Here is a 20,283-nt window from a genome sequence, read left to right on the forward strand (position 1 = left end):
ATTAGGGTGGTATCGCGAGTTAACTCTCGTCCCTTTTATAGGGACGGGAGTTTTTTATATTTAAGGAGGAAAATACAATGAAACAACTAACAGGCGCACAAATTCGTCAAATGTTTTTAGACTTTTTCCAAGAAAAAGGACATGCAGTAGAACCTAGTGCATCACTAGTTCCACATGAAGATCCATCTCTTCTATGGATTAATAGTGGTGTAGCTACATTAAAAAAATATTTTGATGGACGTGTAATCCCACAAAATCCACGTATTACAAATGCTCAAAAATCAATTCGTACAAACGATATTGAAAACGTAGGGAAAACAGCTCGTCACCATACATTCTTTGAAATGTTAGGAAACTTCTCAATTGGTGATTACTTCAAAGAAGAAGCAATTACATGGGCTTGGGAATTCTTAACGAGCGACAAATGGATCGGATTCGATAAAGAATTACTATCAGTTACAATCCATCCAGAAGATGAAGAAGCATTCACAATTTGGAATGAGAAAATGGGCGTTCCAAAAGAGCGTATTATCCGCTTAGAAGAAAACTTCTGGGATATCGGTGAAGGGCCAAGTGGACCGAATACAGAGATTTTCTATGACCGCGGAGAAGCTTACGGTAATGACTTTAGTGACCCAGAATTATATCCAGGCGGAGAAAACGAGCGTTACTTAGAAGTATGGAACCTTGTATTCTCTCAATTTAACCATAATCCAGACGGTTCATATACACCACTTCCTAAGAAAAACATTGATACAGGGATGGGTCTAGAGCGTATGACATCTATCGTTCAAGATGTACCTACGAACTTTGATACAGACCTATTCATGCCGATGATTGGTGCAACAGAAACAATTTCTGGTGAAAAATATCGTAATGGCGATTTAGAAAAAGATATGGCATTCAAAGTAATTGCTGACCATATCCGTACAGTAACATTCGCTGTTGGTGACGGTGCTCTTCCATCTAACGAAGGCCGTGGTTATGTATTACGTCGTTTATTACGCCGCGCTGTTCGTTATTCGAAGAAATTAAACATCAACCGTCCATTTATGTTTGAATTAGTACCGGTTGTTGGAGAAGTAATGAAAGACTTCTATCCAGAAGTACTTGAAAAGAAAGATTTCATTGCGAAAGTTGTGAAGAACGAAGAAGAGCGTTTCCATGAAACACTTCATGATGGTGAAGCGATTTTAGCTGAAGTAATTGCAAAAGCAAAAGAAGAAAAAACAACTGTTATTTCTGGAGTAGATGCGTTCCGTCTATATGACACATACGGTTTCCCAATTGAATTAACAGAAGAATATGCAGAAGAAGCTGGCATGACAGTTGATCATGAAGGTTTTGAAAATGAAATGGAAAAACAACGTGAGCGTGCACGTGCTGCTCGTCAAGACGTTGATTCTATGCAAGTTCAAGGTGGTGTCCTTGGAGAAATTAAAGTAGCGAGCGAATTCGTTGGTTACGGTACAGTTGCAACAGAAAGTAACGTTGTTGCACTTGTGAAAAACGGCGAATACACAGACAGCTTACAAGCTGGTGAAGAAGGACAGTTAATTCTTGATGTAACACCATTCTATGCTGAGAGTGGTGGACAAATTGCAGACCGTGGTTACCTTCTTGCAGATGGTGTGAAAGTTCTTGTAAAAGACGTACAAAAAGCACCAAACGGCCAAAACTTGCATAAAGTTGTTGTTGAAGAAGGTACATTAACGAAAGATGCGGCTGTAAAAGCTATTATCGATACGAAAAACCGTAGTAGCGTTGTAAAAAATCATACAGCAACTCACTTACTACACCAAGCATTAAAAGACGTACTTGGAACACACGTTAACCAAGCAGGTTCTCTTGTAACTTCTGAACGTCTACGTTTTGACTTCTCTCATTTCGGTCAAGTACAAGCTGACGAATTAGAAAAAATTGAGCGTATGGTAAACGAAAAAATTTGGGAAAGTATTGATGTTGAGATTTCTCAAAAAGCAATCGAAGAAGCGAAAGAAATGGGCGCAATGGCATTATTCGGTGAAAAATACGGAGATGTTGTACGCGTTGTACAAGTTGGCGATTACAGCTTAGAGCTTTGTGGTGGTTGTCACGTTGATAATACAGCTTCTATCGGTATTTTCAAAATCGTTGCTGAGTCTGGTATTGGTGCAGGAACTCGTCGTATTGAAGCAGTAACTGGTAAGTCTGCATACGAATTAATGAACGATCAAGTAGGTTTATTAAAAGAAGCAGCAGGAAAAATGAAAACAAATCCGAAAGATATTTTAACAAGAGTTGATGGTCTATTTGCTGAAGTGAAACAACTGCAAAAAGAAAATGAATCTCTTGCTGCGAAATTAAGCAATATCGAAGCTGGAAACTTAACTGATTCTGTAATGACAGTTGATGGTGTGAATGTATTAGCAGCGAAAGTAAATGTTGCAGATATGAACAACTTACGTACGATGATGGATGATCTGAAAAATAAATTAGAATCAGCAGTTGTTGTATTAGCGTCTGTTAATGACGATAAAGTAAACATCCTAGCAGGTGTAACGAAAGACTTAATTAGCCAAGGTTACCATGCTGGTAAACTTGTGAAAGAAGTAGCTTCTCGTTGCGGCGGTGGCGGTGGTGGCCGTCCTGATATGGCACAAGCAGGCGGTAAAAACCCAGCTCAAGTCGAAGAAGCTTTAGCATTTGTACAAGAGTACGTTAAATCTGTTTCAAAATAAAGAGATAGTAGTGTACAATGGTAGGGAGAGGAGAAGTTCTTCTCCCTATACTTACTATATAAGTGAGGTGCTTGAAATGGACGGTTTTGATAAAACAATGAAGTTTAGCATTCAAGATGAAAAACAGAGTGTCCATGTAAATGATGTACTTTTAACTGTGTATGATGCACTTCAAGAAAAAGGCTATAATCCGATTAACCAAATCGTCGGTTATTTATTAAGTGGAGACCCAGCATACATACCTCGCCATAAAGATGCACGTAGCATCATTCGCAAGCTTGAACGTGATGAGTTAATTGAAGAGCTTGTGAAGTCTTACTTGAAACATCATCGTGAGGAGTAGTTTATGCGGATATTAGGTTTAGATGTAGGTACAAAAACAGTCGGAGTTGCAATTAGCGACGAGATGGGCTGGACAGCACAAGGATTAGAAACAATTAAGATTAACGAAGAACGAGGTCACTTTGGTTTTGATCGTATTTCTGAGTTAGTAAAGCAGTACAATGTGGACAAAATAGTAGTAGGTTTACCTAAAAATATGAATGGTACAATTGGCCCACGTGGTGAAGCGTGCCAACAATTTGCAGAAAACCTACGAGAGCTGTTACAATTAGACGTTGTAATGTGGGACGAGCGTTTGTCAACAATGGCAGCGGAACGTCTACTCATTTCAGCCGATGTAAGCCGTAAGAAGCGAAAGCAAGTAATTGATAAGATGGCTGCAGTCGTAATCTTACAAGGATTTTTAGATAGTAAATAAGAGGTGACCAAAATGGAAGAAAATCAAATTACAATTGTAGACGAAAAAGGTAACGAACATTTATGTGAAATTATTTTCACTTTTGACGCTGAAAAATTTGGCAAAAAATCATACGTAGTCTTCTCTCCAATCGGTGAAGTAGACGAAGATGGAGACCAAATTTATGATGCAATGGCTTATGAGCAAAATGAGGAAGAGGGCGGAACTTTACTTCCAATCGAATCTGAAGAAGAGTGGGAAATGGTACAAGAAATGTTCAACACTCTAGCTGATGAGCAAGAAGCTGAATAATAAGTACTGAAAAGATGGACGACATACAGTCCATCTTTTTTTGTATTTATATGTAAAATGAAAGATTTTTTGTCGAAACTGTGTAAGTCTTTGTAGTATAATGAGACGGATTGTAGAAAAATAAAGTGTCAATTAAAAAAGATAAGTGAATTTGTTGCGTTTTTACATCGTGCTGTATAGAAAGGTGTACATACGGTCTACAATTAAGTAAGGAGGAAATGTTTTGATAGAGAATCAAGTGAAAAAGAAGCGTAGACGCATCTTTTTATTTTCGATTATTGCATTGCTTTTAGTTTGTGGTTCAGTCTATGCGTATATTTCATCTGCATTAGGACCAGTTGATAGCGGGAATAAAAAAGAGATTGAAGTAGAAATTCCGAAAGGATCATCTACAAGTAAAATTGGAGAAATTTTAGAAGAAAAAGGCGCTGTAAAAAACGGTACAGTTTTTAGTTTTTATACAAAGGCTAAATCGAAAAGTTTACAAGCAGGTACATATTTATTAAATCCTTCAATGAATGCTGAAGATGTGATCGAACAAATGTCATCTGGCAACGTGCATCGTCCAGCTCTTTATAAAGTGACGATTAAAGAAGGGGCGCAAGTAACTGAAATTGCAGAAACGATTGCGACAGAACTAAAGTGGAATAAAGATGATGTTACGCGTCAATTAAACGATAAAGCATTTATTCAAAAAATGCAGCAAAAGTATCCGAAGTTATTAACAGATAAAATCTTTGATAGTAATATTAAATACCCATTAGAAGGTTATTTATATCCTGCAACGTATTCGTTTTATAAGAAAGATACGACGTTAGAAGCAATTGTAATTCCAATGCTTGAGAAAACAAATGCAATCATTGTTCAAAATGAGGCGAAAATGAAAGCGAAGAATTGGGATGTTCATCAGCTTTTAACATTATCTTCACTTATTGAAGAAGAGGCAACTGGTTTTACAGATCGTCAAAAGATCTCTAGTGTCTTTTATAATCGTTTAACAAAAGGTATGCCACTTCAAACGGATCCAACGGTATTATATGCACTTGGAAAGCATAAACAACGTGTATTATACGAAGATTTAAAGGTCAACTCACCGTATAATACGTATGTTGTAAAAGGGTTGCCGGTAGGGCCGATCGCAAACTCTGGTAAACATTCAGTGGAAGCTGCGTTAGAACCTGCGCAAACAGATTATTATTATTTCTTAGCTGCACCAAGTGGTGAAGTGTATTATGCGAAAACATTAGAAGAGCATAATGCATTAAAGCAAAAATACATTACGAAAAAACAGTGAAATGGGGAGGGATAGCGAAAAAAGTCGCACATCCCTCTTTTTTGTGGTAAAATATATCGGGTTAAAAACTGGCAGAAGAATCGTTTTTAATATCAAAACGGGACGTACAAGCTAAGGGTAAAGCTGGCTTGTATTTTTATTGCATTCTATGTGTGAAAAGACGTCATAGAGGCACTTCTCCATGTAAATAAGGAGGACCATTTATGGAGGATGCAGTTAACGAGTACCTATTATCATTTATTGATCCGAAAGATAAATTAATTCTTGAAATGGAAGAATATGCAACAGAAAATCATGTGCCAATTATGGATCGACTTGGAATGGAATTTATGCTGCAATTTTTACGTTTAATTGGACCGAAAAGCATTTTAGAACTTGGAACAGCAATCGGTTATTCTAGTATTCGTATGATGCAAGCTATTCCAAATTCACGTATTGTGACAGTTGAGCGCAATCGTGAGAGATATGAAAAAGCACTTGAATATATAGAACGTTCCCCAGTAACAGATCGTATTTCAGTTATTTACGGTGATGCGTTAGAGACAGGTGAACAAGTAAAAGAACACGGGACATTTGACGTTATTTTTATTGATGCAGCAAAAGGACAGTATCGTCGCTTTTTTGACTTATATGAACCGTTATTAAATCCTGGTGGAGTAATTATTTCAGATAATGTTATGTACCACGGTCTTGTAACGACAAAAGAGAAAATTGAAAACAGACGTACACGTGGTTTAATCCGTCGTATTAAGACGTACAATGAGTGGCTTATGAATCATGAAGGATATGATACAACGATTTTCCCAATTGGTGATGGAGTAGCTGTTAGTAAAAAGAGAGGGTGACCAAGGTATGAAGAAACCTGAATTGTTAGTAACGCCAAGAGCGGTGGCGGATATCGAACCTCTTGCGAAAGCAGGAGCAGATGCGGTAATGATCGGTGAGCAAAAGTTTGGTTTACGTTTAGCAGGGGAGTTTTCACGTGAAGATGTAAAACAAACTGTGAAGATTGCACATGAAAATGGTGTGAAAGTATACGTAGCCATGAACGCTATGTTCCACAACGATAAAGTAGAAGAATTAACAGATTACGTTTCATTTTTAAACGAAGTAAATGTAGATGCAATTGTTTTCGGAGATCCAGCGGTATTAATGGCTGTTCGCGAAGTAGCACCAAATATGCAGTTGCACTGGAATACAGAAACGACAGCAACAAACTGGTTCACTTGTAACTACTGGGGACAAAGAGGAGCGAAGCGCGCTGTATTAGCTCGTGAGCTGAGCTTAGATGAAATTGTTGATTTAAAAGAAAATGCTGAAGTGGAACTAGAAGTACAAATTCACGGTATGACTTGTATGTTCCAATCGAAGCGTTCATTAGTAGGAAACTACTTTGAGTATCAAGGACGTAATCTTGACATTGAAAAGAAAAAATATGAAGAGAATATGTTCTTATATGACCCAGAGCGTAACAATAAATATCCAATTTATGAAGATGAAAATGGTACTCACATTATGAGTCCGAACGATATTTGTTTCATCGATGAATTAGAGGAACTAATCGAAGCTGAAGTTGATAGCTTAAAAATCGACGGTGTACTAAAAAGCTCTGAATACATTATTGAAGTAACGAAGAAATATCGTCAAGCGATTGATTTATGCGTAGAAGATCGTGATGCATATTATGACGTGAAAGATGATCTATATAAAGAAATAGAAGAAATGCAACCAGTAAATCGTCCGTTAGATACAGGATTCTTCTTTAAAGAAACGGTTTACTAAACGAGGAGGGTGTAGGAAATGACTGTACAAGAAATTTCACGAGTGATCGATGGCAAACGTGTTATTGTGAAGAAACCTGAACTGTTAATCCCTGCGGGTAACTTAGAAAAATTAAAAGTAGCTATCCATTACGGGGCAGATGCTGTATATTTAGGTGGACAAGAATTTGGTCTTCGTTCGAATGCAGGTAACTTTACGCTAGAAGAAATGGCAGAAGGCGTTGAGTTTGCAAAGAAGTATGGAGCAAAAATATACGTAACAACAAATATCTTTGCACATAATGAAAATATGGACGGGCTAGAGGAATATTTAAAAGGGATTGAAAAAGCTGGCGTAACGGGAATTATCGTTGCTGATCCGCTTATCATTGAGACTTGTAAACGCGTAGCGCCTTCTGTTGAGGTGCATTTAAGCACACAGCAATCACTATCCAACTGGAAAGCAGCACAGTATTGGAAAGAAGAAGGTTTACATCGTCTTGTATTAGCTCGTGAAGCAAGCTATGAAGAAATGAAAGAAATTAAAGAAAAAGTGGATATTGAAATTGAAGCATTCGTACATGGTGCAATGTGTATCGCATATTCAGGAAGATGCACATTAAGTAACCATATGACAGCGCGTGATTCTAATCGTGGTGGTTGTTGCCAATCTTGCCGCTGGGATTATGATTTAGTTCAAACAGTATCACAACATAAAGATGCAAAAGAGCTTCCTCTATTCCAAGAAGGAGATGCTCACTTTGCGATGAGTCCAAAAGATTTAAATTTAATTTTATCAATTCCGAAAATGATTGAAATCGGAATCGATAGCTTAAAGGTAGAAGGACGTATGAAATCAATCCATTACGTAGCGACTGTAGCAACTGTATATCGTAAAGTAATTGATGCTTATTGTGCGGATCCAGATAACTTTGAGTTTAAACAAGAATGGTTAGATGAGCTTGATAAATGTGCAAATCGTGATACAGCTCCTGCATTCTTTGAAGGGGTTCCAGGACATCAAGAGCAAATGTTTGGAAATCATAGTAAGAAAACAACGTATGATTTTGCTGGTTTAGTGTTAGATTATAATGAAGAAACGGGCATCGTAACGATTGAGCAACGTAATCATTTCAAACCAGGACATGAAGTGGAGTTCTTTGGACCAGAAATAGAAAACTTTACGCAAACGGTGGAGAAAATTTGGGATGAGGATGGAAACGAATTAGATGCAGCGAGACATCCGTTGCAAATCGTGAAATTCAAAGTGGATCAACGAGTGTATGTGAATAATATGATGCGCAAAAGCATACTTCAATAAGAAAGAGTGATAGTCGAATGGGGACGAATAAGCCTGTTGTAATTGGAATTGCTGGTGGTTCGGGATCAGGTAAAACGAGTGTAACGAAAGCGATTTTTGACCATTTTAAAGGTCATTCTATTTTAATCTTAGAGCAAGATTATTATTACAAAGATCAAAGCCATTTACCAATGGAAGAGCGTTTAAAAACAAATTATGATCATCCGCTTGCGTTTGATAATGATCTGTTAATTGAACATTTGCAGCAGTTGCTTGCATATGAGCAAATTGATAAGCCTGTATATGACTATACATTGCATACGCGTTCAGAAGAAATTATTCCAGTTGAGCCGAAAGATGTAATTATTTTAGAAGGAATTCTTATTTTAGAAGACCCACGTCTTTGCGAGTTAATGGACATTAAATTATTCGTTGATACGGATGCTGACCTTCGTATTCTGCGTCGCATGCAGCGTGATATTAAAGAGCGCGGTCGTACGATGGATTCAGTTATTGATCAGTACGTAAATGTTGTACGTCCAATGCACAATCAATTTATTGAGCCTTCTAAGAAATTTGCGGATATTATTATCCCTGAAGGTGGACAAAACCACGTTGCAATTGATATTATGGTGACAAAAATTGCAACAATTCTTGAACAAAAAGTAAATTTGTAATAGCATAGTAAAAGATATACGGTAGGAAGGGATTTTTTCCCTTCCTATCGAATACAATGAAACATGCAACCTCATCTATATATAGGTGAGGGCATATTTATATCAACTTTCCATACATATCTTCTTTATATAAAGAAGAATTGGAAATACGGGGTTGTATGTGACAACTCCGCTAGTGCAAGGGTACTAGAAACCTCCGCTAACAATGGAAGCGGAGGAGTTTTCATATGGAACTCCTCTTTTTTTCGGGGGATTGGTATATAAAAGGAGTGGAAAATATGTCAACAGAAAAAACATACCCTATGACGCAAGAGGGTAAGCAAAAACTAGAGAACGAACTTGAGCAATTAAAAACAGTAAGACGTAAAGAAGTAGTAGAACGTATTAAAATCGCACGTAGCTTCGGGGACCTTTCTGAGAACTCTGAGTACGATGCAGCGAAAGATGAGCAAGCGTTCGTAGAAGGACGTATTACACAATTAGAAAATATGATTCGTAACGCAGTTATCATTAAAGATAATGGCGAAGTATCTACTGTTGTTACATTAGGTAAAACAGTAACATTTAAAGAATTACCAAATGGAGATGAAGAAGCGTACACAATCGTAGGTAGCGCGGAAGCTGACCCATTTGAAGGAAGAATTTCTAACGATTCTCCAATCGCAAAAAGCTTATTAGGTAAGCAAATTGGTGAGAAAGTAACAATCCAAACACCAGGCGGAGAAATGCAAGTAGAGATTGTCTCTGTAAAATAAAAAAAAGATTCTCCTATCGGGAGAATCTTTTTTTTATCCCGCTATTTGCCAGGCAGTAAGACCACTATCTCAAACTTCAGCGGAAGTAAAGAAGTTAGGTGGGCGTCGGACTGCTCGTAAACGCCCGCTTGGTGAGGGCTAATTAAAGTTTCACTTTATCTGTAGAATAGAAAAAATTGTGTAAACCTTAGAGTGATTCGACAAAAAATGTCAAAAAAACATTTTAAACTTTGATATCATAATTGGAGAATATAGGTTTCAAAAGGGAAAAGGGGCTAATTATGAAACATAAAATCTTTACAGGATTGGTTTGTAGTATCTCTATATTAGGACTTGCTGCCTGCGGAACGAAAGAGGAAACTACATCATCAAAGGGAGAAAAAGTGAAGCAAGAAGAAAAACAGGATATTAAAGCAACTGAGAGTTCAAAAGCCTTAGCAAATCCACAAGATAAAAAGGAATTCAATGATTTTGATGTAGCGTATCAATTAGCTATTGTGATGAAAATATTTCAAGATGTAACGATTAAGTACGATTATGCGATTGGGAATCCAGATTATTTATTGCGAGATTCGATGGATCAAAAAACAATAGATGATATGAAGAATATGTTACAAGAACAGGCGAAAAATAATGATAAAATTTTAAAAGATGAAGTGAATCAAGCATATACATATTTAAAACAATCGAAAGTAAGTAATAAAGATGACGTTCAAAAAATAATAGATGCACAAAATAATTATTTACATATTGTAGATAAGATGATTACTTGTATTGATTCTGTAACAGTTGAGAATGCAAAAGAAAAAAGAAATGAAATGGATAATTTCAGTAAGGACTATTTAAAAGTAGCGGCTAATGTAACAACTACTGTAATTGAAGTTGCTAAAAACACTGGAGTGAATGAAACTGAATTTAAATCGCTTCTTACGAAATTTTTAGAGAAGCCAAAAAAACAATAATAGCTTTATATAATATCTATTTTTGTTTTGGAGCTTGTATAAATAAAATAGTACCTCGTCTAAACTACAATAGATGAGGTGTTTTTTATGAAAATAAAACGGAGAATTACAATTGTTTTAATTTGTTTTATGAGCGTTATGTTTTTATTGCTTTGTCGTTTAATCCAAATTCAAATTATAGATACAGAATCATTTACTGATCGCAAAATAAATTTAATTGAAAAAAGTGTTACGCAACGCACACAATCCATTACAGTAGACGATGGACGTGGGCAGTTTATAGATCGTAATGGTAAAGAAATAGGTGAGGAAAAATATCCTGTTTTAATTATTTTTCCATTTTTACAAATAAAAAATGACATGTTAGAGAAAATCGCGCATATCATTGGTGTGTCGAGACAAGAGATTAGAAGACAAATGAAAAATAACAAAAATGCATTTACCCTACAAGGAGAAACTGCTCCATTTCGAGTGACACGAGAGCAGATGGAGAAGGTAAATGAATTACATGTATTAGGTATTGTAGCAGCTGAAGTGCGATTAAAACAAACTGGAGAGATAAGTCATTTAATTGGTGATGTAGGGGAGAACGAAAGGGAATTTCAAAAGCGATATGGAGAATTGAAAAAAATTTCAAAACAAACGCCGATAGGTATTTCAGGATTACAGCAATCATTTGATGAATTTCTATTGACTGATGGAGAGGCAAAAGTATTATATCAAGTAGATCGGCAAGGAGAACCAATTTTCGGAAAGCAAGCGAAATACACTTCACCAGGAAATCCATTTTATCCAGTTAGGATTCAAACTACTTTACATAAAGAGTTGCAGCAAAAAGCAGAAGAAGTGATTGAAGCAAACGAAATAAAGAAGGGGGGATTAGTATTACTTGATGTAAAGACAAATGAAATATTAGCGATGGTTAGTAAGCCGTCTTTACAAGTAAGGGATGAGAATTTATATAAAACTACACTTGAAAATCAAATGTTAACGCCACATTTTCCAGGCTCTGTTTTTAAAACAGTAGTTGCAGCTGCAGTCATTGATCAAAAAGTAAATTTGTTTAATCGGACATTTAACTGTAATAAAGATTTATATGGTGAAAACGACCCGCAAGTTAGGATGGGTACGCTTAACTTTAAAGAGAGCTTTGCTAGGAGCTGTAACAGGACATTTTCCGAGTTAGGTAACGAGCTATTACAAAAGGATAGGACGGTGTTAGAAACATACGTAGCAGCTCTAGGAGCAAATGAAAAGGTTGGATGGAAAGGTTCTGTATTTCATACACCTCATTTTGAGCAAATGCCAGAAGAGAAAGGCACTACTATTTGGGGGAATGAAGAAAATAAAAGTAATAAAAAAGCGGTAGAACAAACAGCGATTGGACAGAAAGATGTACGTATATCACCTCTAGCAATTGCAAATATGATGGCGACGATTGCGAGGAATGGAGAAAAGATGGAAGTGAAAGCTGTTGAAAAAATAGTATATAAAAATGGAGCGGATTTTTTTACATTTGAGAGCCATACGTTAAATGGAAAACAGCTTTCGTATGAAACAGTGAAAACATTACAAGAGTTATTAAGAGGCGTTGTAACAAGGGAGAAAGGAACAGGAACGGCATTCCGTTCGTTGCCACTAAGTGTCGCTGGAAAATCCGGGACAGCGCAAACGGGGAAAGGGACGAAGGTGAATCGCTGGTTTGCAGGTTATTTTCCGTATGAGAATCCAAGATATGCTTTAGTTGTTGTTGATCTAGAGACTGATAGCAAAGTGAATAAAGTTACACCTACTTTTAAAGATATGGTGGGAGCAATCTATCAATTAGAGAATGAAAAGTAATCTTGCAATTTATAGTGAAATGTCTTCATTTCATGAAAATATCATTGTAAATGTTCAACCTTTCTAGATTTAATGTTACAATAGCAATTAGGAAAAACTGCATGGAGGTTTGGAGAATGGCAGGAGGATCAAGATTCCAACAGAAACAACAAAAACGTCGTCAAAACGGTGTTTTAAATATTGCAATCGCTATTGTATTACTATTAGTAGCTATTGTAGCATATCAATTGTTCGTTCCTAGTACGAAAGAGCAAGCATCTTCTACTGATAAGAAAGTCTCTCAACAAACAACAAAGAATGAGAAAGCTGGAAAATCAGAAGATAAAGAATCTGCTAAGAAAAAAGAAAAAGAACAAGAGCAAGCAGAAGCTAAGAAAAAAGCTGAAGAAGAGAAGCTAAAGGCTGAAGAAGAACAGAAAAAAGCTGAAGAAGAAGCGAAAGCTAACGAGAAAGTATCAGCTGAAAAAACTGTATCTAAGGCAAAAGAGGCTTACACAAAACCTTCTTGGAAAGCTGTAGGAACAGAACAAGGTTCATCACCGGCGATGACGTTTAAACAAGGGTCATCAGATTGGAATGAGATGCAAAGTGCAATTGCTGCAGGTGTTGAGATACCGAAAGAGCAATTAGTATTCCATTTTGTTGGAAGAGACAAAACTGGAAAGAGCAAAGCTTATGGTGATGTTCAAGATAAGCAAAGTGGGAAAAGATATTACGTAAATATTGATTGGGTAGACAATGAGGGCTGGAAACCAGTACTTGTTCAAACTCTAAACTAAAAAAGAGAAGCTCCTTAGGAGCTTCTCTTTTTTGTTAACGCAATTTCTTTAATTTAAAATGAACAACCGCGCTATAATACGGTCTTTTGCTTTCAGGATCCATAACCATTTGATGAGAGATGTGATGAACTTCAAGCATAAGTGCTTTATTATTATCAATTTGTTCACTAATTTTTCGTTCTAAAGAAGCTAAGTCTCCCGCTTCAAAAAACTCTACTTTATCTTCTAACATTTCAAAGGTAAATGACATGAAGACGGCCCCTCTCCTATGTAATCAACTATAGTGTAACAAAGAAAAGAAGGAAATACCATGTACATTTCAATTGACATTTTTAGAAAGAGGGAATATCATACTGATAAAACCGATAAGAAAAAGGGGAATTTTTATGGGTACAGAATTTAATGGTTTATTTGATGAGTGGGCTCATACGTACGACTCATTTGTACAAGGCGAAGATATACAATATAAAGAAGTTTTCGCTCATTATGAGGACATTCTAGAGGATGTAGTTAACAAGTCATTTGGTAATGTATTAGAATTTGGTGTCGGTACAGGTAATTTAACAAATAAATTATTACTTGCTGGCCGCACAGTTTACGGTATAGAACCGTCGCGTGAAATGCGCATGATTGCAAAAGAGAAATTGCCAAAAGAATTTTCAATTACAGAGGGTGATTTTCTTTCGTTTGAAGTTCCAAATTCAATTGATACCATTGTAAGCACCTATGCATTTCATCATTTAACAGATGATGAAAAAAATGTAGCGATTGCGAAGTATAGTCAATTGCTAAACAAAGGTGGTAAAATAGTGTTTGCTGATACGATATTTGCAGATCAAGATGCATATGATAAAACTGTTGAAACAGCAAAAGAAAGAGGTTTCCACCAGTTAGCAAACGATTTGCAAACGGAATACTATACACGTATTCCAGTTATGCAGACTATTTTTGAAAACAATGGCTTCCATGTAACTTTCACGAGATTAAATCATTTCGTTTGGGTAATGGAGGCAACTAAGCAATAGAAAGAGGGATTAGATTGAGAATTGCTGTAATTGGAGCAATGGAAGAAGAAGTACGTATTTTACGTGACAAATTAGAACAAGCAGAAACAGAAACGGTTGCTGGTTGTGAATTTACGAAAGGGCTATTAGCAGGGCATGAAGTAATCTTGTTAAAGTCTGGTATTGGTAAAGTAAACGCAGCGATGTCAACGACAATTTTATTAGAAAAATATAAGCCTGAAAAAGTAATTAATACTGGTTCAGCTGGTGGATTCCATCATTCTCTAAACGTTGGTGATGTAGTTATTTCCACTGAAGTTCGTCACCATGACGTAGATGTAACAGCATTTAACTATGAATATGGTCAAGTACCAGGAATGCCGCCTGGATTTAAAGCTGATGAGGCGTTAGTTGCATTAGCTGAGAAATGTATGCAGGCTGAAGAAAATATTCAAGTTGTAAAAGGTATGATTGCAACAGGTGATTCATTTATGAGTGATCCGAATCGCGTTGCAGCCATCCGTGATAAATTTGAAAATCTTTATGCGGTAGAAATGGAAGCAGCAGCTGTTGCACAAGTATGCCACCAATATGAAATTCCGTTTGTTATCATTCGCGCACTTTCTGATATTGCTGGTAAAGAATCAAATGTTTCATTTGATCAGTTTTTAGATCAAGCAGCTCTTCATTCTACAAACTTTATCGTAAAAGTGTTAGAAGAGTTAAAGTAATGTAACAAAAAGGCAACTGTCTCATATAAAGAAAATACATACAGTTGCCTTTTCTTTATTGGCAAACAAGGGGGAGAACACGATGAATGTATATCGTGGAGTTCATGAGTTAATTGGTCATACACCAATTGTAGAAATTACTCGTTTTTCACTTCCAATAGGGGTCCGTTTATTTGCAAAGCTTGAATTTTATAATCCAGGCGGAAGCGTTAAGGATCGTTTAGGAAGAGAATTAATCGAAGATGCGCTAGAAAAAGGGCTTGTTACCCAGGGTGGAACAATTATTGAACCGACTGCTGGGAATACTGGTATTGGACTGGCACTTGCAGCATTAGAACATGATTTACGTGTTATTGTTTGTGTACCAGAGAAATTTAGTATTGAAAAACAAGAATTAATGAAAGCACTAGGTGCAACTGTCGTGCATACACCGACTGAGCAAGGAATGACCGGTGCAATTGCTAAAGCAAAAGAGTTAGTAAATGAAATACCGAATTCATACTCTCCAAGTCAGTTCGCAAATGAGGCAAATCCTCGTGCATATTTTAAAACATTAGGACCTGAACTGTGGGACGCATTGAATGGAGAGATTAACATATTTGTTGCTGGAGCAGGAACTGGCGGTACGTTTATGGGGACTGCATCTTACTTGAAAGAAAAAAATATAGATATTAAAACAGTTATCGTAGAGCCAGAAGGATCTATTTTAAATGGTGGTAAGGCTGGTTCACATGAGACCGAAGGAATTGGACTGGAATTTATCCCCCCATTTTTGAAGACATCTTATTTTGATGAAATTCATACGATTTCTGATCGAAATGCATTTTTACGAGTGAAAGAATTAGCGCAAAAAGAAGGACTTCTCGTTGGAAGCTCTTCAGGAGCAGCATTTCATGCGAGCTTACTTGAGGCAGAGAAGGCAGCACCAGGTACAAATATTGTAACCATTTTTCCAGATAGCAGTGAGCGCTATTTAAGTAAAGACATATACAAAGGATGGGAATAAAAAATGAGAGCAAAGACAAAGTTAATTCATGGTATTCGCATAGGAGAACCTTCAACTGGATCTGTAAACGTACCGATTTATCAAACAAGTACGTACAAACAAGAAGCAGTTGGTAAGCATCAAGGATATGAATATTCACGTACAGGTAACCCAACACGTGCAGCTTTAGAAGAAATGATTGCTGTATTAGAAAATGGGCATGCTGGATTTGCATTTGGTTCAGGAATGGCTGCTATTACAGCGACAATTATGTTGTTCTCAAAAGGTGACCACGTTATTTTAACAGATGATGTGTATGGCGGAACATACCGCGTTATTACGAAAGTATTAAACCGTTTCGGTATTGAGCATACATTTGTAGATACAACAAACTTAGAGGAAGTTGAAGAAGCGATTCGTCCAAATACGAAAGCAATTTATGTAGAAACACCAACGAACCCACTACTAAAAATTACTGATATTAAGAAAATATCTACTCTTGCTAAAGAGAAAGACTTATTAACAATTATCGATAACACATTCATGACGCCATATTGGCAGTCGCCGATTTCTTTAGGAGCAGATATTGTGCTTCATAGTGCAACGAAATATTTAGGAGGTCATAGTGACGTAGTTGCAGGTCTAGTAGTTGTAAATAGCCCACAACTAGCAGAAGATCTTCACTTTGTACAAAACTCAACAGGCGGTATTCTTGGGCCACAAGATAGCTTCTTACTACTTCGTGGTTTAAAAACGTTAGGAATTCGTATGGAAGAACATGAAACGAATTCACGCGCTATTGCTGAGTTCTTAAATAATCATCCAAAAGTAAATAAAGTATATTACCCAGGTCTTGAATCACATCAAAACCACGAATTAGCAACAGAACAAGCAAATGGATTTGGTGCTATTATCTCATTTGATGTAGATAGTGAAGAGACATTAAATAAAGTACTTGAGAAATTGCAGTACTTTACACTTGCTGAAAGTTTAGGAGCAGTAGAAAGTTTAATTTCTATTCCATCTCAAATGACACATGCATCAATCCCAGCTGATCGCCGCAAAGAATTAGGAATTACAGATACATTAATTCGTATTTCTGTCGGTATTGAAGATGGTGAAGATTTAATTGAAGATTTAGCACAAGCGTTAGCATAATAAAAAAATGCACTGCTCTATATTAGCAGTGTGTTTTTTTATTACATCATTTTGTGAAACATTTCACAAAATAGACATACACAAACGAAATGATTTCATGTATATTGAATTCAGGAAATGTTACTCACGAACAAACTTGTGAAAAATTTCACAAACAATGAAATTCATGTAGGAAAGCATCTCTATTTTTTTATGTTAATTGGGACTTATTTTGACCTATAGGGACATATAAGGACCGTGATAGTAGAATAGGAGGAAATTTACATGGTAGTCAAAGAGAAAGTTGTAAATGAAATGCAGGAAGTAAAAAAGATGATTGATACACTAGTAAATAATGGTCAACAAGCTTTACAAGCATTAGAAAGTTTTACACAAGAGGAAATTGACAACATTGTTCATGAAATGGCATTAGCAGGTGTTGATCAACATATGCCGCTAGCAAAATTGGCAGTTGAAGAAACTGGCCGTGGTGTATATGAAGACAAATGCATTAAAAATATTTTTGCCACTGAATATATTTGGCATAGTATAAAACAAGATAAAACGGTAGGAATTATTCACGAAGATTCTCATGAAGAAATAATAGAAATCGCGGAACCTGTCGGTGTAGTAGCTGGGGTAACACCAGTAACGAATCCAACGTCGACAACAATGTTTAAAGCGTTAATTGCGATAAAAACAAGAAATCCAATTATTTTCGCGTTTCATCCTTCCGCACAAAAATGTTCTGTGGCAGCGGCGAAAACAGTATATGATGCAGCGATGAAAGCTGGTGCACCAAAACACTGTATTCAATGGATTGAAAGACCGTCTGTTGAAGCGACGAAACAATTAATGAACCATGATGGTGTAGCACTCGTTCTAGCAACTGGAGGCGCTGGTATGGTGAAATCAGCTTACTCTACTGGAAAACCAGCGTTAGGCGTTGGGCCTGGTAATGTACCGTGTTATATAGAAAAATCAGCACATGTAAAACGAGCTGTTAATGATTTAATTTTATCGAAAACATTTGATAACGGTATGATTTGTGCATCGGAACAAGCAATCATTGTCGATAAAGAAATCTATGATGATGTTAAAACAGAAATGATTGAAAACAATTGTTACTTTGTAACAGAAGAAGAAAGAAAAAAATTAGAAAAGCTTGTTATAAATGAAAATACATGTGCAGTAAATAGTGATATTGTAGGGAAATCAGCACAGTATATTGCCGATTTAGTTGGGATTACTGTTCCTGAACATACAAAAATGCTTGTAGCTGAAATTCAAGGTATCGGAGCAGCATATCCGTTATCTCGTGAGAAACTGAGTCCAGTATTAGCTTGTGTGAAGGCGAATTCATTAGAAGAAGGATTTACATATTGCGAAGAAATGTTGAACCTAGGTGGTTTAGGACATTCAGCAGTTATCCATTCTACAAATAAAGATGTGCAAAAGCAATTTGGGTTACGTATGAAAGCTTGCCGTCTCATTGTAAATGCACCTTCATCACAAGGTGGAATAGGGGATATATATAATGGATTTATTCCATCACTTACACTTGGTTGTGGTTCATACGGAAAGAATTCAGTTTCCCAAAATGTAACAGCCACTCATTTATTAAATATAAAAAGGCTGGCAAATAGAAAAAAGAATATGCAGTGGTTCAAATTGCCACCAAAAATTTATTTTGAAAAACATGCTACAGCTTATTTAGCAAATATGCCTAACATTTCACGTGCATTTATTGTAACGGACCCTGGAATGGTTGAACATGGCTATGTCGATACAGTCGCGCACTATTTAAACAAGCATGCAAATGATGTGAAAGTTGAAGTTTTCTTTGAGGTCGAACCAGATCCATCAGATGAAACTGTTTTTAAAGGTGCGGAAATGATGAGAAGCTTTAAGCCAGATGTAATTATCGCACTTGGTGGTGGTTCAGCTATGGATGCAGCAAAAGGAATGTGGTTATTCTATGAGCATCCAGAAACGACATTCTATGGCATTAAACAGAAGTTTTTAGATATAAGAAAACGTACATGTAAATATCCGGAATTAGGAAATAAGGCGCAGTTTGTTGCGATTCCAACGACATCAGGAACGGGATCAGAAGTGACACCATTTGCGGTTATTACAGATAAGAAAAATAATATAAAGTATCCGCTTGCAGATTATGAATTAACACCAGATGTAGCAATTGTTGATCCGCAATTTGTAATGACAGTACCACCACATGTAACAGCAGATACTGGTATGGATGTTTTAACACATGCAATTGAGGCGTATGTGTCTGTTATGGCAAATGACTATACAGATGGATTAGCATTAAAAGCTATTGATCTCGTATTCAAATATTTACCGAGAGCATATAAAGATGGAAATGATGAAGAAGCAAGAGAAAAAATGCATAACGCTTCTGCAATTGCAGGTATGGCATTTGCAAATGCTTTCCTCGGTATTAATCACAGCTTAGCACATAAAATTGGACCAGAATTCCATATTCCGCACGGACGCGCAAATGCCATTCTAATGCCGCATGTAGTCCGCTATAATGCTATTAAGCCAAGAAAACACGCATTGTTCCCAAAATATGAGCACTTTGTGGCAGATGAAAGATATGCACATATAGCGAGAATGCTCGGGCTTCCAGCAAGCTCGGCAGCAGAAGGGGTGGAATCACTCGTCAAAGCAATTATTGAGCTTGGAAAAAGCTTAAATATTAATATGAGTATTGCAGGAAAAGGAGTAGATAAAGAGCAATTTGAAGAGGTTGTTGGAGTATTAGCAGAAAGAGCTTTTGAAGATCAATGTACAACTGCTAATCCAAAGTTGCCGCTTATTTCAGAACTGAAAGAAATTTATATGAAAGCATATAAAGGTGAATAATGATTAAAAAAGAGCCGCAGTAAAGCGGCTCTTTTTTTATTGGAAAACATCTCCCAGAATGGCTGTATTTACTGGTCTTTCAGTTTCATAGAATATGATACAGTGAAATGGAGGAGTGAGAATATAATGAAAGAATTAAAAGGAAAAATAGAAGACTATACTCGGTTCGGACAAATTCTTCTCGCTGTAAGTACATTGTTAATGGTTGGCTTGTTGATTCCGAATGGAGCAAAAGAGACAATCCAATTTTTTGTTATGATGGGGAGCATCGTTATATTTTTAAGTTTATCGTTCTTTTTCTTTCAGCGTGTGAGAGTGATGCGTGACCAGCTAGAGGAAAATGAATGTGAATAATATTGTTAACTAGAGCGCGGCGAAAAGAAAAAATCTTTTTGTC

20 protein-coding genes and 1 other annotated feature (1 of these 21 running past the window's edge) are annotated in these 20,283 nt (G+C 36.5%); of the genes, 19 read left to right on the forward strand and 1 reads right to left on the reverse strand.

Annotation, left to right across the window (positions count from 1 at the left end; translation table 11 throughout):
* Nucleotides 1-37, forward strand: a binding site (T-box leader) (it extends 183 nt beyond the left edge of the window).
* Between the two features lie 40 nt (nt 38-77).
* From alaS to ACTFR3_RS28680, 13 genes are all read left to right on the forward strand, one after another.
* Nucleotides 78-2,720: an alanine--tRNA ligase gene (alaS, locus tag ACTFR3_RS28620; RefSeq protein ID WP_000811825.1), complete on the forward strand. Its 2,643-nt coding sequence runs from the start codon at nt 78-80 to the stop codon at nt 2,718-2,720.
* Between the two features lie 76 nt (nt 2,721-2,796).
* Complete coding sequence (locus ACTFR3_RS28625; RefSeq protein ID WP_000348590.1) at nt 2,797-3,063, forward strand: IreB family regulatory phosphoprotein; 267 nt, start codon at nt 2,797-2,799, stop codon at nt 3,061-3,063.
* Nucleotides 3,064-3,066: 3 nt separating this feature from the next.
* Complete coding sequence (gene ruvX / locus ACTFR3_RS28630; protein ID WP_001221193.1) at nt 3,067-3,480, forward strand: Holliday junction resolvase RuvX; 414 nt, start codon at nt 3,067-3,069, stop codon at nt 3,478-3,480.
* Nucleotides 3,481-3,492: 12 nt separating this feature from the next.
* Nucleotides 3,493-3,771, forward strand: coding sequence for a DUF1292 domain-containing protein (locus tag ACTFR3_RS28635; RefSeq protein WP_000392247.1), 279 nt, complete (start codon nt 3,493-3,495; stop codon nt 3,769-3,771).
* A 223-nt stretch (nt 3,772-3,994) separates the two neighbouring features.
* On the forward strand, nt 3,995-5,065 hold the full coding sequence (gene mltG, locus ACTFR3_RS28640) for an endolytic transglycosylase MltG (RefSeq protein ID WP_000572134.1): 1,071 nt from the start codon (nt 3,995-3,997) through the stop codon (nt 5,063-5,065).
* Nucleotides 5,066-5,268: 203 nt separating this feature from the next.
* A complete protein-coding gene (locus ACTFR3_RS28645; RefSeq protein WP_000389102.1) occupies nt 5,269-5,910 on the forward strand; it encodes an O-methyltransferase in 642 nt (213 codons plus the stop codon).
* A gap of 7 nt (nt 5,911-5,917) precedes the next feature.
* A complete protein-coding gene (locus ACTFR3_RS28650) occupies nt 5,918-6,847 on the forward strand; it encodes a peptidase U32 family protein (RefSeq protein ID WP_000742801.1) in 930 nt (309 codons plus the stop codon).
* 18 nt (nt 6,848-6,865) lie between these two features.
* A complete protein-coding gene (locus ACTFR3_RS28655; protein ID WP_000217974.1) occupies nt 6,866-8,146 on the forward strand; it encodes a peptidase U32 family protein in 1,281 nt (426 codons plus the stop codon).
* A gap of 17 nt (nt 8,147-8,163) precedes the next feature.
* Complete coding sequence (gene udk / locus ACTFR3_RS28660) at nt 8,164-8,802, forward strand: uridine kinase (protein WP_000537078.1); 639 nt, start codon at nt 8,164-8,166, stop codon at nt 8,800-8,802.
* Between the two features lie 278 nt (nt 8,803-9,080).
* Entirely contained in the window at nt 9,081-9,557 is a 477-nt protein-coding gene (gene greA, locus ACTFR3_RS28665) for a transcription elongation factor GreA (RefSeq protein ID WP_014894880.1), read from the forward strand.
* 281 nt (nt 9,558-9,838) lie between these two features.
* On the forward strand, nt 9,839-10,519 hold the full coding sequence (locus ACTFR3_RS28670; protein WP_000680871.1) for a hypothetical protein: 681 nt from the start codon (nt 9,839-9,841) through the stop codon (nt 10,517-10,519).
* An 87-nt stretch (nt 10,520-10,606) separates the two neighbouring features.
* Nucleotides 10,607-12,361: a peptidoglycan D,D-transpeptidase FtsI family protein gene (locus ACTFR3_RS28675; RefSeq protein WP_078385609.1), complete on the forward strand. Its 1,755-nt coding sequence runs from the start codon at nt 10,607-10,609 to the stop codon at nt 12,359-12,361.
* A gap of 116 nt (nt 12,362-12,477) precedes the next feature.
* Nucleotides 12,478-13,140 carry a YrrS family protein gene (locus ACTFR3_RS28680; RefSeq protein ID WP_000897098.1) on the forward strand — a complete coding sequence of 221 codons (663 nt, stop codon included), beginning with the start codon at nt 12,478-12,480 and terminating at the stop codon, nt 13,138-13,140.
* 34 nt (nt 13,141-13,174) lie between these two features.
* Here the strand turns inward: ACTFR3_RS28680 and ACTFR3_RS28685 are convergent, their stop codons facing one another.
* Entirely contained in the window at nt 13,175-13,390 is a 216-nt protein-coding gene (locus ACTFR3_RS28685) for a YrzA family protein (RefSeq protein WP_000010984.1), read from the reverse strand.
* A 136-nt stretch (nt 13,391-13,526) separates the two neighbouring features.
* On the opposite strand from ACTFR3_RS28685, the gene ACTFR3_RS28690 reads away from it, so the two are divergent.
* From ACTFR3_RS28690 to ACTFR3_RS28715, 6 genes are all read left to right on the forward strand, one after another.
* Nucleotides 13,527-14,165, forward strand: coding sequence for a class I SAM-dependent DNA methyltransferase (locus tag ACTFR3_RS28690; RefSeq protein WP_000536320.1), 639 nt, complete (start codon nt 13,527-13,529; stop codon nt 14,163-14,165).
* Nucleotides 14,166-14,179: 14 nt separating this feature from the next.
* A complete protein-coding gene (gene mtnN / locus ACTFR3_RS28695; RefSeq protein ID WP_001217024.1) occupies nt 14,180-14,875 on the forward strand; it encodes a 5'-methylthioadenosine/S-adenosylhomocysteine nucleosidase in 696 nt (231 codons plus the stop codon).
* 82 nt (nt 14,876-14,957) lie between these two features.
* Nucleotides 14,958-15,881, forward strand: a complete 924-nt coding sequence (locus ACTFR3_RS28700; protein WP_001103874.1) for an O-acetylserine dependent cystathionine beta-synthase — start codon at nt 14,958-14,960, stop codon at nt 15,879-15,881.
* Between the two features lie 3 nt (nt 15,882-15,884).
* A complete protein-coding gene (locus ACTFR3_RS28705; protein ID WP_001201908.1) occupies nt 15,885-17,018 on the forward strand; it encodes a bifunctional cystathionine gamma-lyase/homocysteine desulfhydrase in 1,134 nt (377 codons plus the stop codon).
* A 264-nt stretch (nt 17,019-17,282) separates the two neighbouring features.
* Nucleotides 17,283-19,886 (forward strand): bifunctional acetaldehyde-CoA/alcohol dehydrogenase, encoded by a 2,604-nt coding sequence (gene adhE, locus ACTFR3_RS28710; RefSeq protein ID WP_440045091.1) that lies wholly within the window; start codon nt 17,283-17,285, stop codon nt 19,884-19,886.
* Nucleotides 19,887-20,012: 126 nt separating this feature from the next.
* Nucleotides 20,013-20,240, forward strand: a complete 228-nt coding sequence (locus ACTFR3_RS28715; protein ID WP_000661264.1) for a YrhC family protein — start codon at nt 20,013-20,015, stop codon at nt 20,238-20,240.
* The last annotated feature ends 43 nt before the right edge of the window (nt 20,241-20,283 follow it).

This window comes from Bacillus cereus group sp. MYBK14-1, assembly GCF_051916885.1.
Classification (GTDB): domain Bacteria; phylum Bacillota; class Bacilli; order Bacillales; family Bacillaceae_G; genus Bacillus_A; species Bacillus_A cereus.

What these genes read in the sequence shown, in the direction of transcription:
- alaS (WP_000811825.1), top strand. Translation starts at nt 78, where the DNA reads ATGAAACAACTAACAGGCGCACAAATTCGTCAAATGTTTTTAGACTTT.
- ACTFR3_RS28650 (WP_000742801.1), top strand. Translation starts at nt 5,918, where the DNA reads ATGAAGAAACCTGAATTGTTAGTAACGCCAAGAGCGGTGGCGGATATC.
- ACTFR3_RS28645 (WP_000389102.1), top strand. Translation starts at nt 5,269, where the DNA reads ATGGAGGATGCAGTTAACGAGTACCTATTATCATTTATTGATCCGAAA.
- ACTFR3_RS28625 (WP_000348590.1), top strand. Translation starts at nt 2,797, where the DNA reads ATGGACGGTTTTGATAAAACAATGAAGTTTAGCATTCAAGATGAAAAA.
- ACTFR3_RS28685 (WP_000010984.1), bottom strand. Translation starts at nt 13,390, where the DNA reads ATGTCATTTACCTTTGAAATGTTAGAAGATAAAGTAGAGTTTTTTGAA.
- ruvX (WP_001221193.1), top strand. Translation starts at nt 3,067, where the DNA reads ATGCGGATATTAGGTTTAGATGTAGGTACAAAAACAGTCGGAGTTGCA.
- udk (WP_000537078.1), top strand. Translation starts at nt 8,164, where the DNA reads ATGGGGACGAATAAGCCTGTTGTAATTGGAATTGCTGGTGGTTCGGGA.
- ACTFR3_RS28690 (WP_000536320.1), top strand. Translation starts at nt 13,527, where the DNA reads ATGGGTACAGAATTTAATGGTTTATTTGATGAGTGGGCTCATACGTAC.
- ACTFR3_RS28680 (WP_000897098.1), top strand. Translation starts at nt 12,478, where the DNA reads ATGGCAGGAGGATCAAGATTCCAACAGAAACAACAAAAACGTCGTCAA.
- ACTFR3_RS28635 (WP_000392247.1), top strand. Translation starts at nt 3,493, where the DNA reads ATGGAAGAAAATCAAATTACAATTGTAGACGAAAAAGGTAACGAACAT.
- ACTFR3_RS28675 (WP_078385609.1), top strand. Translation starts at nt 10,607, where the DNA reads ATGAAAATAAAACGGAGAATTACAATTGTTTTAATTTGTTTTATGAGC.
- ACTFR3_RS28705 (WP_001201908.1), top strand. Translation starts at nt 15,885, where the DNA reads ATGAGAGCAAAGACAAAGTTAATTCATGGTATTCGCATAGGAGAACCT.
- greA (WP_014894880.1), top strand. Translation starts at nt 9,081, where the DNA reads ATGTCAACAGAAAAAACATACCCTATGACGCAAGAGGGTAAGCAAAAA.
- adhE (WP_440045091.1), top strand. Translation starts at nt 17,283, where the DNA reads ATGGTAGTCAAAGAGAAAGTTGTAAATGAAATGCAGGAAGTAAAAAAG.
- ACTFR3_RS28670 (WP_000680871.1), top strand. Translation starts at nt 9,839, where the DNA reads ATGAAACATAAAATCTTTACAGGATTGGTTTGTAGTATCTCTATATTA.
- ACTFR3_RS28655 (WP_000217974.1), top strand. Translation starts at nt 6,866, where the DNA reads ATGACTGTACAAGAAATTTCACGAGTGATCGATGGCAAACGTGTTATT.
- ACTFR3_RS28700 (WP_001103874.1), top strand. Translation starts at nt 14,958, where the DNA reads ATGAATGTATATCGTGGAGTTCATGAGTTAATTGGTCATACACCAATT.
- ACTFR3_RS28715 (WP_000661264.1), top strand. Translation starts at nt 20,013, where the DNA reads ATGAAAGAATTAAAAGGAAAAATAGAAGACTATACTCGGTTCGGACAA.